This is a genomic window from Coleofasciculus sp. G3-WIS-01, from assembly GCF_040223135.1.
Lineage (GTDB): Bacteria > Cyanobacteriota > Cyanobacteriia > Cyanobacteriales > Coleofasciculaceae > Coleofasciculus.
On sequence record NZ_JAVJZI010000161.1, the window covers coordinates 1 to 13,674 of the forward strand.

General features: G+C 44.8%; 14 protein-coding genes and 1 pseudogene. 6 read left to right on the top strand and 9 right to left on the bottom strand.

Going from position 1 to position 13,674, the window contains the following annotated elements:
- Positions 1–1,216: RRXRR domain-containing protein (locus RIM23_RS15565; protein ID WP_446368115.1), on the top strand; the 1,216-nt coding region annotated here is incomplete at its 5' end.
- Between the two features lie 314 nt (positions 1,217–1,530).
- Here RIM23_RS15565 and RIM23_RS15570 read toward each other — a convergent pair.
- Complete coding sequence (locus RIM23_RS15570) at positions 1,531–2,355, bottom strand: hypothetical protein (RefSeq protein WP_446368116.1); 825 nt, start codon at positions 2,353–2,355, stop codon at positions 1,531–1,533.
- A gap of 425 nt (positions 2,356–2,780) precedes the next feature.
- Here RIM23_RS15570 and RIM23_RS15575 point away from each other — a divergent pair, with 425 nt between their 5' ends.
- Positions 2,781–3,662 carry an OmpA family protein gene (locus RIM23_RS15575; protein ID WP_446368117.1) on the top strand — a complete coding sequence of 294 codons (882 nt, stop codon included), beginning with the start codon at positions 2,781–2,783 and terminating at the stop codon, positions 3,660–3,662.
- A gap of 69 nt (positions 3,663–3,731) precedes the next feature.
- On the top strand, positions 3,732–4,733 hold the full coding sequence (fmt, locus tag RIM23_RS15580) for a methionyl-tRNA formyltransferase (RefSeq protein WP_446368118.1): 1,002 nt from the start codon (positions 3,732–3,734) through the stop codon (positions 4,731–4,733).
- 45 nt (positions 4,734–4,778) lie between these two features.
- Here fmt and RIM23_RS15585 read toward each other — a convergent pair whose 3' ends face one another.
- Together RIM23_RS15585 and RIM23_RS15590 are read right to left on the bottom strand one after the other, a co-directional pair.
- Complete coding sequence (locus RIM23_RS15585; RefSeq protein ID WP_446360663.1) at positions 4,779–5,240, bottom strand: pentapeptide repeat-containing protein; 462 nt, start codon at positions 5,238–5,240, stop codon at positions 4,779–4,781.
- Positions 5,241–5,537: 297 nt separating this feature from the next.
- Entirely contained in the window at positions 5,538–5,993 is a 456-nt protein-coding gene (locus tag RIM23_RS15590; protein WP_446368119.1) for a hypothetical protein, read from the bottom strand.
- A 135-nt stretch (positions 5,994–6,128) separates the two neighbouring features.
- On the opposite strand from RIM23_RS15590, the gene RIM23_RS15595 reads away from it, so the two are divergent.
- Positions 6,129–7,067: a YihY/virulence factor BrkB family protein gene (locus RIM23_RS15595; RefSeq protein ID WP_446368120.1), complete on the top strand. Its 939-nt coding sequence runs from the start codon at positions 6,129–6,131 to the stop codon at positions 7,065–7,067.
- Entirely contained in the window at positions 7,064–7,537 is a 474-nt protein-coding gene (locus RIM23_RS15600) for a DUF4112 domain-containing protein (protein ID WP_446368121.1), read from the top strand. The genes RIM23_RS15595 and RIM23_RS15600 overlap by 4 nt, the downstream gene beginning before the upstream one ends.
- Positions 7,538–7,677: 140 nt before the next feature.
- Here RIM23_RS15600 and RIM23_RS15605 read toward each other — a convergent pair whose 3' ends face one another.
- The 3 genes and pseudogenes from RIM23_RS15605 to RIM23_RS15615 form a co-directional block, all read right to left on the bottom strand.
- The gene (locus RIM23_RS15605; protein WP_446368122.1) at positions 7,678–8,481 is read right to left on the bottom strand and encodes a cobyrinic acid a,c-diamide synthase; all 804 of its coding nucleotides are present in this window, start codon (positions 8,479–8,481) and stop codon (positions 7,678–7,680) included.
- A gap of 494 nt (positions 8,482–8,975) precedes the next feature.
- Positions 8,976–9,779 carry a hypothetical protein gene (locus tag RIM23_RS15610; RefSeq protein WP_446368123.1) on the bottom strand — a complete coding sequence of 268 codons (804 nt, stop codon included), beginning with the start codon at positions 9,777–9,779 and terminating at the stop codon, positions 8,976–8,978.
- A 69-nt stretch (positions 9,780–9,848) separates the two neighbouring features.
- Positions 9,849–9,935: pseudogene (locus tag RIM23_RS15615) on the bottom strand (pentapeptide repeat-containing protein); the annotation flags it as partial.
- Positions 9,936–10,136: 201 nt separating this feature from the next.
- Here RIM23_RS15615 and RIM23_RS15620 point away from each other — a divergent pair.
- Positions 10,137–11,171 carry a hypothetical protein gene (locus RIM23_RS15620; RefSeq protein ID WP_446368124.1) on the top strand — a complete coding sequence of 345 codons (1,035 nt, stop codon included), beginning with the start codon at positions 10,137–10,139 and terminating at the stop codon, positions 11,169–11,171.
- Positions 11,172–11,577: 406 nt separating this feature from the next.
- On the opposite strand, the gene RIM23_RS15625 is transcribed toward RIM23_RS15620, so the two are convergent.
- The 3 genes from RIM23_RS15625 to RIM23_RS15635 form a co-directional block, all read right to left on the bottom strand.
- Complete coding sequence (locus tag RIM23_RS15625) at positions 11,578–12,153, bottom strand: Uma2 family endonuclease (protein WP_446368125.1); 576 nt, start codon at positions 12,151–12,153, stop codon at positions 11,578–11,580.
- A 58-nt stretch (positions 12,154–12,211) separates the two neighbouring features.
- Positions 12,212–12,895 (bottom strand): leucine-rich repeat domain-containing protein, encoded by a 684-nt coding sequence (locus RIM23_RS15630; protein WP_446368126.1) that lies wholly within the window; start codon positions 12,893–12,895, stop codon positions 12,212–12,214.
- 370 nt (positions 12,896–13,265) lie between these two features.
- Complete coding sequence (locus tag RIM23_RS15635) at positions 13,266–13,517, bottom strand: hypothetical protein (protein ID WP_446368127.1); 252 nt, start codon at positions 13,515–13,517, stop codon at positions 13,266–13,268.
- Positions 13,518–13,674 lie beyond the last annotated feature (157 nt).

Sequence of the window (13,674 nt, forward strand, 5' to 3'; positions counted from 1 at the left end):
GTCGAGGGGACTATGTACGGGCGAAGCATTGGCGTCGTTAATTAAAGCAATTTACCGCTCACTTGACTTCGCCAATGCTTCGCCCCTATCACTCGTGAGGTTTATCACCATGCTACGAGTTCCGGTTTTATCGCCAGACGGTAAGCCATTAATGCCAGCTAAAGCTAGCCGCGTTCGGCGGTGGCTAAAAGCTGGTAAAGCTAAAATCACGCATAACGATTTAGGTATCTTTCAAGTCCAGTTAGTTAACCCGCCATCAGGAGAGGAAACTCAAGATATTGTGGCTGGAATTGATCCAGGAAAGCTATTCACCGGCGTCGCGGTTCAATCAGCCAAGGCGACTCTGTTTTTAGCCCACCTAAATTTGCCCTTTAAAAACGTGACCAAGCGAATGACCCAACGGGCAATGATGCGGCGAGGGAGACGAGGGCGACGGATTAACCGTAAGGTTTCCTTTAACCAACGCAGTCACCGCCAACACCGATTCGATAACCGCAAAGGTAATAAGATACCCCCTAGTATCCGGGCTAATAAACAGTTAGCGCTTCGGGTGGTACAAGAGTTGTCAGGGGTTTATCCATTCACAGATGTGGTAGTTGAGACGATTAAAGCCAAAGGCGACAAAGGGTTTAGCCCGGCTATGGTTGGTCAGTATTGGCAGATTGAGCAGTTGGAAGCTAACGGTTACACCGTCTACACGCAGGAGGGATGGCACACATCCAACCGGAGAAAATACCTCGGTTTACCCAAAGCTAAGAATAAGGCTGAGTCCTCACCCGCCGCCCATGCCGTTGATGGTATCTGCATAGCCGCGTCCCAGTTTATGCGGTATCGGCAAGTTAAGGGCAGAAGTGGTTTATGGCTAGGGTCTATTGAAGTTACATCGTGCCAGTTTGCGGTAATCAGCCGTCCTCCAATCTGCCGCCGCCAACTACACCTAATGATTAAGAGCAAGGGAGGAAAGCGGCGCGGTTATGGTGGCACAGTTACCCGTCACGGGTTCAGGAAGGGCGATTATGTCAAAGCGATTAAAGCGGATATCACCTACTACGGTTACGTTTCTGGCGACACCAAAACCCAAGTTTCGGTGAGTAACGCTAATTGGAAGCGAATAGGAAGGTTTACCGCCTCTAAAGTCCAATTGTTGCAACGAAGCACCGGACTGGTGTCAACAGTTGGATTGTCAAACCTAACCGCATTGAGCGGCGCGGTTTGACCTCTATCCCCCTCCGACCTACTTCGTTGAGGTCGGAGTCCCACGAGTTTTACGATGGACGAGGCAGAAAGCGGGGTAGTAGGTAAGCGTAGACACTAGGGAAGAACGTGGAGATAGACTTAAACTGTTGAGTCTTGCCTAGACAGATATGTATAACTTTGCATAGATATGACCCCCATTCAGCGACCATCTTTTTTAAGTGGCGTGGTGAGGAATCCCCGTGCGGCAAACGCCGGGGAGGATGTCAACCTTCCTTTCTAAATAGTAGGGACAATTCATAAACTGTCCCTACTCTGTGCTATTTACCCTTGTGTTTACCAACGTGCTTGAGGTCCAGTCCAAACCTGGTTAACCACTTGACCATACACAATTGGTTCATCTTCAAAGGCGAGGGTGGTTTCACCTCGGAAATCAACAGACAACACGGGCCAACGCTCCTCACCAAGTTCACCAACTCGAAACAGAACCTGATCCGGATGGGTTTGACTCCACCCCAATAACACCGCATGGGTATAGTCAATGGGTTCAGGTGCGACAGTATAGGTGCGATTTTTTTGGCGATCCCAAATCACCGCATAATCCGAGGCAAAGGATGTACTGAACAAGCCTTCAAACTGTCGTGACAAAAGGCGATCGCTAGACGGTGACCAAGAGACAGGGAGCAAAATAGCGAATGTTCCTGGCATATCCGCATCTTCGTTACTGACTAAAGGATTGTCAGATAAGGGAGATGACGCCGTGAGCGTTTGCAAATCCCCAGTTTGCAAATCTTCCAGAAACATCACACTGGTAACCCGGCTGCGGTATAGTTCAGGTTGCCCTTGCATGGAAATGCGGCTATAGGCAGCATATTGACCGTCTGGAGAAATTAATGATTGGCTGCGGTAGTAGCGTAAACCGAAGGTTTCACTCGCCGCTAGTTCAGCTTGGGTTGTCAACACCCAATTCCAAGGGACAGGATGAGGACTATCGAGAGGATCAATCTGCTCTAGAGTCTCAATCATATCGGGAGCAATTTCTTCAGTCACGTCGAGATTCGCTGGGGAAGAAGACACCGATAGGGGGTCTGTTTCTAAAGGGAAATGGGCGGGTTCAGGGGTATGAACCTGTTGAGCTTGGGCAGATACGTTATAAGTCATCAGTAGCCAAGGAGCAAACAGTAAGAGGTATGGTTGTGAGCAAAACCATCTGAATAAGCGGACGATTAGGTTGAACATCGATATGGGTGAGGTTGCTAAACGCTGCGTCTTGTGTGAGGAGCAACGTTTTGGGAACTATGGCAGTGTTCTTTAGTCTATGTATATCAAGCTAAGGAACCTTCCAACTCAACCTTTTTACGAAAGTTTTCACTCCTGACTCAGGATGGGTGATTGGGGAAGAGGTGATTGGGGAAAAGGTGACTGGTTATGGGGGTATTCTCCCTTGTCTCCTCTGCACCTGTGTACCTGTGTACCCTGTCTTGTCGGGTTAGAGGTGGTGACAAACTTCTGGCAAGTGGCATGATCGAATTAATGGATGTATTGGTGTTATTCTTCTAGGGTCTGAATAAAATTCAGGAAAATCGGTGATCCAATCGGCTCGTTCAGCAGATAAAACTACTTCTGCCTCTTTGAGGTCTCAACGTCCTTGGTTTCTCATTTTTATATTCCGAGTGCTACTATTGGGCGTCAGTGGAGGCTTAGCCCTAATTGTAGGCATTGTCCTTGCCACTTTCTATCCCAGAACCAACCCAGAGAAACCCTTCTTCCTCAAAATGGCAACCCCTTTTGAAGGGCGGACGCCAGTTGTTTCTCCCCATACTACCCCAACATCGATACCAGAACCGACGGGTTCGCCACTTCAACTTACCCCTGTACAGAGACAACAGGTGCAAGCCCAGCTTACTCAACTGCAAGGTCAACTGCGAGCATTGAGTGAGGGAGTTGCCACATTAGAAGCCCAACTGGGCAATAGTCGTCCTAATGAATCCTTAGAAGCACGATTGCAAGCGATCGCGCTGCAACTCCAAGGCATTCAACCTCCCCCTGAAGAGACAATATCAAATGGGAATAATCCGAATGCTACGATCATGGCAGCCCCATCGGACTCGTTCGGCTCAACCCAAACATTGAAGGTAACTTTACCGAGTGATGTTCTGTTTGAGGGAAATAACAGCCTACTGCGTCCGGAAGCGGGCTTGATTTTAGACAAAATTATTGCGGATTTACGCAACTATCCCTCAAGTACCATTCGCATCGCCGCTCATACAGACAGCCTGGGTAAACCTGAGAATAATCGTGAACTATCCTTTCGTCGTGCCAAAGCCGTGGAGCAATATTTCGCTCGTGCTTTGGGGGATGACTATCGCTGGTTGGTTGTCGGTTACGGTGAAATTCGTCCCCTTGTGTCAAATGATACCGATGCAAATCAACAGCGCAATCGCCGGATTGAAATTGCTGTTGAATAAATTTGTCATTCGTCACATTTGTCGATCCAGAGATCAGTAAAAGTTTATTATTTATTTTTGACTGAAAAGATGAACGTTATTTTCTTCGGTACGCCTCAATTCGCCGTACCCACTTTAGAACGCTTAATTAACCATTCAGAATTTAATGTTCTGGGTGTAGTAACCCAACCCGATAAACGTCGAGGGCGGGGGAATCAGCTATCCCCTTCACCGATAAAAACCCTGGCACTAACTCATCAACTGCAAGTCTGGCAACCCAAACGGGTGAAAAAGCACAGGGAAACCCTCAGCCAACTCAAACAAGCTGAGGTAGATGTAGTTGTCGTTGTCGCCTATGGACAAATTCTGTCCCAAGAAATTCTAGATATACCCAGACTCGGCTGTGTGAATGTCCATGGTTCAATTCTGCCGAACTATCGGGGAGCCGCCCCAATCCAGTGGTGCTTGTACAATGGCGAAACAGAAACGGGTATTACCACCATGCTGATGGATGCTGGGATGGACACTGGACCGATGTTACTGAAGGCTCACACACCCATTGGCTTATTGGATGACGCCCATGACTTAGCCGCAAGACTGTCTGATCTAGGTGCGGATTTGTTAATCGAAACGCTGCTGAAGCTAAACCAAGGGGAGGTTCAACCCATCGCCCAGGATGATTCCCAAGCCACTTATGCTCCCTTGATTCAAAAGTCAGATTATGCTGTAGATTGGTCGCGCTCTGCCATAGCCATACACAATCAGATCAGAGGATTTATACCGAATTGTGTCGCCTCATTTCGGGATCAATCGCTGAAAATCCTGGCAACTGTTCCTCTGGGAGAGGCTTATTTCCCCCAATTCCCTACAGATTTAAAGATTCCGGAGCAACAGTGGTTGTCTGTACGGGAAGCGTCTGGGCGTCCTGGAGAAGTGGTGAGTATTATTAAGGGAGTTGGACCGATTATTCAAACAGGTGAAGGATTGTTGCTACTGCGCCAAGTCCAGCTAGCTGGCAAACGCGCTCAGTCTGCTTGGGACTTTGCCAATGGTATGCGGGTAGCTGTGGGAGAGGTTTTAGACAGTGCGTAGTAGGGGTTTGGTTCCCTTTCCCCCTACTGCGTGGTGAGGATGTGACTAATACCAATCTGGAACGACGTCTTCTGCTCCTTCACCCCCTACTCCGATGCCTGTGTAGAATATATCAGCATCGCTGATGGTCATATCCTGCATTGATGCACCATATACGTTGGCATCGTAAATTGTGGCTTCCGTAAAATCTACCCGATTCAAATTCGCTTCTTTCATATCCGCATTGGTGACAAAAGCGCCTGTTAAATTCGCCCCTGCCAAATTTGCCCCGCGTAAGTCAGCACCTTCAAGGTTCGCATGGCTCAGGTTGGCGCTTTGCAGATTTGCCTCTCTCAAGTCAGCACCAATCAAATGGGCACCCCTGAGATTGGCTCCCGATAGATCGCAGTTTGCACATGCTCCAGTGGATAATAACTGTTGCACATGAAGTGGATTTTCAGCTTTGACGGAGCTAGCGAACACTAGGGGAGTAAGTAAGGTTAACATTGCTAGAATCTTATATTTCATAAGTTCCCCCTTTATCTTTAATTTATTTTTCCGTTCTTTACCTCACCTTTCTATTATCTCATTAAATGAGCCAAAATGTAAATGCCGATTCCCTGACAAAGGCACTCTCACGGAAAGATACTCCTTAAGCGTGAAAATTTTTCCGTTTATTTTTCCCGCTATTCTATCCAGAGATCAGATAATGCCTCTGCCTTTAGAGAGAGAAACGATACCAAAATTGTCACATTCTTAATTGATAGACAGAAAATTTATAATTCCTAATTAAAAATTAATACATAATTCATGATTCCTAATCTCTCATTTTTCTGCCGTGCCACGTTGCTTGGTCAACTGGTCAATCGTATCGCCAATGACAGCAGTTAAGCTGTTGCGAGTTTGGGCGTGATTGGCTTGCTCAATTTTCAAGGCATCAATGAGGCGATCGCGCTCCATCATCACCTGAATTAGTTTTTGTTGCAACTGTTCTGAGGTTTGCAGTTTTGCCACCTCCTGTTCAATGGCACAGGTGGCGTCGGGATCTTGAGCTTTAAGAAGATCCTTCTCCTGTTGCAGTTGCTGGATTTCCAGGTTTAAGGCATCGATCTGTTGTTGTGCCAGTCGAGCTTCGGTGCGGCGTTGCTGGGCTTCGGTATTGTAGAGGCGACGCCAATTGGCGGCAGATTCATTGGCAGCATCGCGATCGCGAATACTATCGGCGAGTTGCTGTTTGAGTTCCTTGATTTCGGCTAACCACTGTCTGACATCATTGCTCATCGCACACTGCTCCTGTAGGGGGTTCTGGACAAATAGGGCATTGTGTAGCTCCCTAGAGTGACTCCTTTTGGTATTTAATGGTCAAAAAATTTGCCACAGTAATGGTGAATGATACTGCTACCCAACCTATTATTTATGCTACGTCCCCGTCTACTCCGTTTCTTGCATTTTTTTCGTTATCTGAATCTGGCAACCCTGAGAATCACCGTTAGCCGTGCCTTGAAACATCGGCTCTTGAGTTTGTCCTCTCAGATGGCGTATAACGCCATGTTAGCCCTGTTTCCCGCAATTTTGGTGATTTTCACCGTGATTGAGTTATTCAAACAATTTTTCCCCTGGACGAATCCAGCCGATCAGCTAGGGGAAGTGGCGCCCGAAGAAGCGATGCAACTGATGCGTAATTTTGCCGAGGGAATTAACCTCACAGACAATCGGGGTTTATTTTCCTTAAGCTTCATCATGGCAATTTGGGTGTCTTCCGGGGCGCTGAATGCGGCGATGAATGCCCTTGACCAAATTAATCAAATTCCCTCAGAAAAAACTCGACCTTTTTGGAAAGCTAAGTTGATTGCTATGGGTTTAACTCTAGGCAGTGTTTTACTACTATTCATCGCCTCCTTTATCCTATTTATCAGTAGCTGGGTGGTCAATTTGGTAGAATACAAAAGCATTGTAGTCATCTTGTTGACGCTCTTACGGCTTTTAAGTTGGCTCATTGCTTTAGGGTTGGTTGCCATCGTCTTTGCGATTATCTACCGCTTTGGCATCAGCCACTGGCGTCAGGGAAACCCGATTATACCTGGAGCCGTTTTAGCTGCCGTATTATGGGCGATTGTATCTGGCGTGTTTCGGAATTACGTGGCGTCGAATTTCAGCAATTATCACAAAATTTACGGCGCTTTGGGAGCGGTGATTGTTTTACAGCTATGGTTATATATGACATCTCTGGTACTTTTATTAGGAGATCAACTTAATTTTACGGTAGGAGAGGCAATGCAAGCGGCTAAAGCGCGATCAATTGAGGAAACTGAAATAAAGACAGTGTCTAAGATATCTGAATCCAAAATCCAATGATCCATGACTCCAAAACCTCTACTCTCCGGCGTCTGCGTCGGTTGAGCCATTTGCTCGACAATGCCATTCCTATTCCGGGAACACCGTGGCGTATCGGGTTAGATCCTCTGCTAGGTTTGTTACCAGGGGCAGGTGATTTTTTAGGAACAGCTTTCTCCGCCTATATTGTACTAGAAGCGGCACGGATAGGTATGCCGCGATCGCTATTAGGGCAAATGGTTATTAATATCCTTTTAGATACAGTCATTGGTTCTGTGCCAATTGTGGGCGATATTGCTGATGCAACCTGGAAAGCGAATGCTAAAAATATTGCCTTATTGGAAACCTATTGGGATAGTCCTCAGCCCCAAAAACAGACGGATTGGTTTTTTCTGGTCTGGCTATTGGTCGGGTTAGCTTTAGCCGTAATAGTTATCGCCGCTATTAGCCTGCTATTCATCAAGGGATTACTAGCAATAATTAACGGTTAAAAACTAGAGCTTGAACACAAACAATTTTTACCGACTCTATTTTTATCTATATCATCGTTGGACATAAAAGACCAAAGTCGGTCATTATGGGGTAGATTTCTTATTCATTGTCCTATGTCTGGTTACTTGCTGCCAATGCTTTAAACAGTGGCATAAAATATACAATCCGGTTCCTCATTACTATAAATATATTCATAATCGAACGCTAGAAAATCAAGATTACAGCTTATTGAAAACCCTAAATTTATAACAATTCTATGGGCAAAGGTCGATACAACCAACTCAACAAGTTTCTTTTCCGGAATATTAGGCTGTTTGATATAGTAATCGCGCTTTGCAAAGAATAGATTTTCATTTTTGGGCACAACAATTCCATTAATTCGATGAGCGTGTTGGATTGGTTTGATATAGGTTCGGATAAAACCTTCTTGATTTTTCTGAAGCTGATACAATCGCTCATGTTGTAGCCAACTCATCTGAAACATCATTTTGATCACTTCACAGCCCAAAATATAATTAAAAAGATCATGGCGTTCTTCTGCACTGTGAATCAGTCGCAGCACAAATTCCAAATAGAGTTCTGGTTTTTTTTGTAATGTTTGTGCTGAATGAATACAAAATTGTTCAATATAGCTATTTAACACCAAGGGAGTGAGTTCTTTTTCAATACAGAATTCTTGTAAATACTTGGTGACTAGCTGAAGGCGGATGCGATCTTGCAAAATCTGTTCAACTAGGCTATCGGCGACATAATCGTCTAAAAAATCAGTCAACTCGGCTTGTATTTCTGGCGAAGTCGCACACATTAAATAACAGAGTGACATAATATGCTTTCGTTGATCTGAGGGAAGGGTATTTGCCCATTTTTTCACAGCTAATGTAATTTTCGCTAGGACGCCAATCCCTTGAGCTGCTTCTAGACTGTTCGAGTTCTTGGTTATCATGGTTGAAACTATCATGAACAACGGTTTGAGCGGTAACGGTTAGGAAAATAATTAATGTAACAGCATCCTTGCGGATATGACAACTGATCACTGAGCTGTTCCGTTTCGGATTTGATTACAATTCTTAAAAAACAGTAAAATTTCTCACGATCGCGATTATGTTATATTCAACATTCTAAGTACCTGGACATAAATTCTGTCCGCTATGCTAAGAGATGTTAACAAGCATCAAATCTTTACTGTTCCCCGTTCTCTGGTAAAACTTCCTTTGTCCTCACGCTCAACTTTAATTGTGTCCGACTACTTACCAGCTCTTTGAACGTCTGAGTCTCTTCGTTGAAATATTAGACAACTCTTTAGTTCAGTTTGTCAACCTTTGCGATGGAAAAGGTTAGAGAGGAGAGAACAAAGTTAATTTTTTTTACAATCTGTAGTAGTCCTCAGTCTAGACGACATCAGCTACTGAGAATTATGATAACAAATTTTCAGGGTGCTCAGCAAAGAAAAATACATTCGGGTTCGCAATTAAAAATAGAGTCGTAGTCAAACATGACAAAATCAAGGTTATGGCTAATAAAAAAACCAAGGTTGCTGGCTTGAGCAATTGTGAAAGTAGACATGAGCAATTCGGTTAACTTTTTGTCTTTGATATTCGGGTTTTTGATAAAGTAATCCCGTTTAGCAAAGAAGAGTGTTTCGTCTTTTGGGACAACAAGACCATTCAAACGATGGGCATGTTGAATGGGCTTAATATAATGATTAATAAAGTATTCCTGATTTTTCTGTAAACGATAGAATCGTTCGTGTTGTAACCAGCTCATTTGGAAAAGCATTTTGATGATTTCACAGCCTAAAATGTAATGAAATAAATTATTTCGTTCTTCGGCATCATTGATCAGATGGAGAACGGCTTCTAAATACTCGATGTCGCGATTAGGTTGGGTGCGTAAATCTTGGGCGGAATGAATGTAATACTGTTTAATATAGTCTTTCAATACAGTATTCGTTAGTTTTTGCTTGATGTGGAGTTTTTTGAAAGAGCGAGTAACCCAATCTTTTGGAGCTTGCTCTTGCAAGATTTTTACGACCAAACCATCGGCTGTATAATTGTCTAGAAATTCGGCTTGTTTATCTAAGGGAAAAGAACAGATTAAATAACACAGCGATAAAACATAGCGTCGCTCCTCCCAGGATAAATTATTAGCCCATTTGAGAACTTCTTGAGGAATAATTTCAAGTATACTGACTGTATTTATGCGTTCGGAATCAACCGAAATTGAATAATTTAATGTAGTCATAACCTGAAGCCGTCATCATAAGGGAAACAACAATACTTTAACGTTAGAGTGTAAGCTCTAAAAAATGAAATCGGCGTCGCTGAAATTAGCACCCGCGAGATCTTGACCCTTAAATGAACAACCTGGGAGATTTTGACCCGAAAAATCCTGGGGCATAACGGGGACAGGGGAGTAGCCGACCTTACTATCTATAGGCATAGCATAATTGATGCCAAAAAAGTGAGCTGAATCCTTGCCGATTGGCATATCTTGTGCATGAGCATCACCTGCCTCACCCATATTACTCTATTGGTGGCGTCCCTCTATAATTTGAGAAGCTGTAATAACCCCGTTTAATCCCTCGACGATTGCATCCCTATGGTTGAAATCCCCGAATCCACTGCCGAACTCGCGGCTGTCCTCGAAGAACCCGTTGACTTGAATTTCCAGCTTCCTGATCCAGAGGATGAGGACATCCAGGAATACGACTTTCAGCAACTCGTTGATAACGCTTGGCGAGTGTGCGATCGCTTCGACTTACAAACCGAGATCTGGCGCGGGCGGATTCTGCGTGTGGTGCGCGATCGCGAAAAAAAAGGGGGGGATGGACGCGGTACAGGCTTTCTCAACTGGCTCAAAAGTCGCGAAATTAGCAAAAGTCAGGCATATTCCCTAATTGAACTGGCAAATAGTGCCGATACCCTCCTCGCCGAAGGTAAACTCAACCCCGATGCGATCCGCAATTTCAGTAAACGGGCATTTGTCGAAACCGCCAAATCTGCCCCCGAAGTTCAACAACTGGTTACGGATAAGGCGCAACAGGGCGATCGGATTACCCGGCGTGAGGTAAAGCAGCTAGCCGATGAATGGACAGCCATGTCCTCAGAGTTACTCCCTGATGAAGTCAAGGAAAAAGCCTCAGCCGGAACCATGCCCGCCCGTTATTTGGCACCGTTGGTGAAAGAAATGGAGAAGTTGCCAGAATCCCACCTGAAACCATTACAAGAGGAAGTCGCGGCAAATCCTGATGTGGATACGGTGAAGCAAACGACATCAGATGCCCGTTTCTTGGCGAAATACCTTGACGCCGCCGCCCAAGTGCAAGCCATTCAGCATTCATCTTTGGATATGGAATTGGCACTCCAAGAAGCCCTGCGGCTAGACTGTTTGAATACGGCGGCTGATTTGGTCAAACAGGCTTTATTGTTGGAGCAAACCGTGGGTAAACTTTATACGACCTGGAAACGGCTGAGTAGCCTATCTGACCGATTATACGTGGATACTGGGGCAAGTACCCCCCATCTGCGATCGCTCCTCAATTGTTTGGATCGTCTCACGAATGATGTAATTGAAGTTCCCCTGGATGAAACAGGCGAACAGATTGTGCGGCTGAAGCTGATGGTGGATACATAAATCCGTCCCCTTGTCAAATAATAGTCATTGACAAAAGAGTGCGATCCTGGGTGCGATCGCCTAATTTGCCTGTTGATTTTCTTCCCTTTGAATTTGACCATTTAACCCACATAAGCGTTAACCCGTAGGGGCGGGTTTGACTGTTATCTTTGGCGAGAAACTTCTCAATTCAATAAACCCGCCCCGCACCCAACCGTTAACTTGTATAATCAGGACTTACGCTTGCTTTACCGTTAACCCACCATCTGTAGGGGCAATTCATGAATTGCCCCTACTCTATGCAGGGTCTGTGCGTAAGTCCTATATAATTCAGGTGGTGTGAGTTTGAGGTGAGTTTTTCGAGTTCGGTTAATTCTCTTCGCTATAGCTTGTTTAAGGCTAAGGTTTCCTTACGACGAACTAACTCTCACCAAAGAGAGCTTAAATTCAGGATGAATCCGGGTAAAACATCGTCTCCTGAAAGACTAGCTGGAGCCTCTAAAACCTGAACAGCTTGCTGAGGACGATAAATTTCCACTTGTCTCATTCTTGGCGCAATTAACCAACCCAAACGAGCGCCATTTTTAATATATTCCTTCATTTTATCCTGGGTATCTTTTAATGTATCCGAAGGAGACGTCAATTCCACCACAAAATCAGGGCAAATTGGCGGAAACTTGGTGCGTTGTTCGGGAGATAGCGCATCCCACCGTTCCTGTATCACCCAAGCTAAATCCGGAGAACGATTAGCGCCGTTGGGGAGTTTAAAGCAGGTGGAGGAGTCAAACCCAACTCCTAATCGAGTTTGGCGATTCCATATCGCTAAATCAGCACCAAACTCAAAGTTTTGATTTCCGGTTTCTCCGCCAGTGGGGGGCATAATAATTAATTCTCCTTGGGCATTGCGTTCAAATTTAAGATCTGGATTCGCCCGACACAACTGATAAAATTGGTCGTCGGTAAGCTGAATAATTGGGTTAAAGTCTATCGTATAAGCGGTCATTTTTGTTTTCCCTATTAACTCAAATTAATTTTTGGTGCATCACCTGTCCGTGTTATGGTCAGAACTCGCAAACATCTGAGGAACTGACTGGACAAGTTGGCTGTGGTATGGGATTGTCTCTGAGGTTAAGCACAATCAGATTGGTAAGTCCAGATAGAGCACTGACATCTGTTATTTGGTTATTGTTGAGGTTAAGCACAATCAGATTGGTAAGTCCAGACAGAGGACTGACATCTGTTATTTGGTTATTGTTGAGGTCAAGCCTCCTCAGATTGGTAAGTCCAGATAGAGAACTGACATCTTTTATTTGGTTATTGTCGAGGTTAAGCACAATCAGATTGGTAAGTCCAGATAGACTGACATCTGTTATTTGGTTACTGCTGAGGTAAAGCCTCCTCAGATTGGTAAGTGCAGATAGAGAACTGACATCTGTTATTTGGTTAGAGCCGAGGTCAAGCTCAGTCAGATTGGTAAGTGCAGATAGAGAACTGACATCTGTTATTTGGTTATTGTCGAGATAAAGCCCACTCAGATTGGTAAGTCCAGATAGAGAACTGACATCTGTTGTACCAGCTTCTTCTAACAACGCTTCCACTGTTTTCCTTGCCTCAGCTGACAAACTGGTTTTGTTCAGACACCACTCTTGAAAAGAACTCCCCAAGCTAGGGTTAGCCGCTTGAGCCACCTCCCATCCTAATATCCATGTACTAATCGTTAGCGCAATGACAGCCGTTTTATCCATTTCCTTTCTCTCCTTCAAAGATATCGTCATCCTATTTTAGTGCTGACCAGTGATAATCTTAAAACCTAGGTATAGCAAGAATCACAGGTTAAAATTTTGCCACAACCGTTTAATACTAATCCTACCCCGATGACGGTCTGACTTTTCATGGGAAGTCGAGAAACCTGAGTCGGGGCGGGTTTAGTAACATCCGGGTGTCACCGAAAAGATAGTAGTGAAACCCGCCCCTACACAATCAACATTCACGTTGCGCCACATACCGTGAAAGTGAGGATGACGGTGAAGTGCGATCGCACAATTTTCTGGTATACTTTTTACAATGGGAAAATATGTCCGCCTATAGCCTATCTATGAAGCCTTTCAGACCAGCTCACGATTCAGTTAATCCATCCATTTCAGTTACGGCAAATTCCTGCTCAATTGCCTTGAGTTCGCCCTGAATCCCTGGGTCATTTGCCATCATTACCAGTTGCGGTTCAATCGTTTTCTCCTGGCTGTCACGATGGTTAAGGGTGCGAGATAGTCTCAAATTGTGAATAATTCTTTCCATTAACCACAGTTGCTCTTCATCCGATAAGCAACTGACCATTTTTTCAATCTGGTGCAAGGTGGGAGGGTTCATGATCTAAGATTCTACGGATTGAGTGGCTCTAAGGTCTAGCTTATCCTATAACCTTAGCGGAGAGGGTTCAGGCGATCGCACAACTTGCCTGTTGGTTTTATTTCCTCTGAATTTGACAATTTAACCCAAATATGAGTTAACTTGTAGGGGCGGGTTT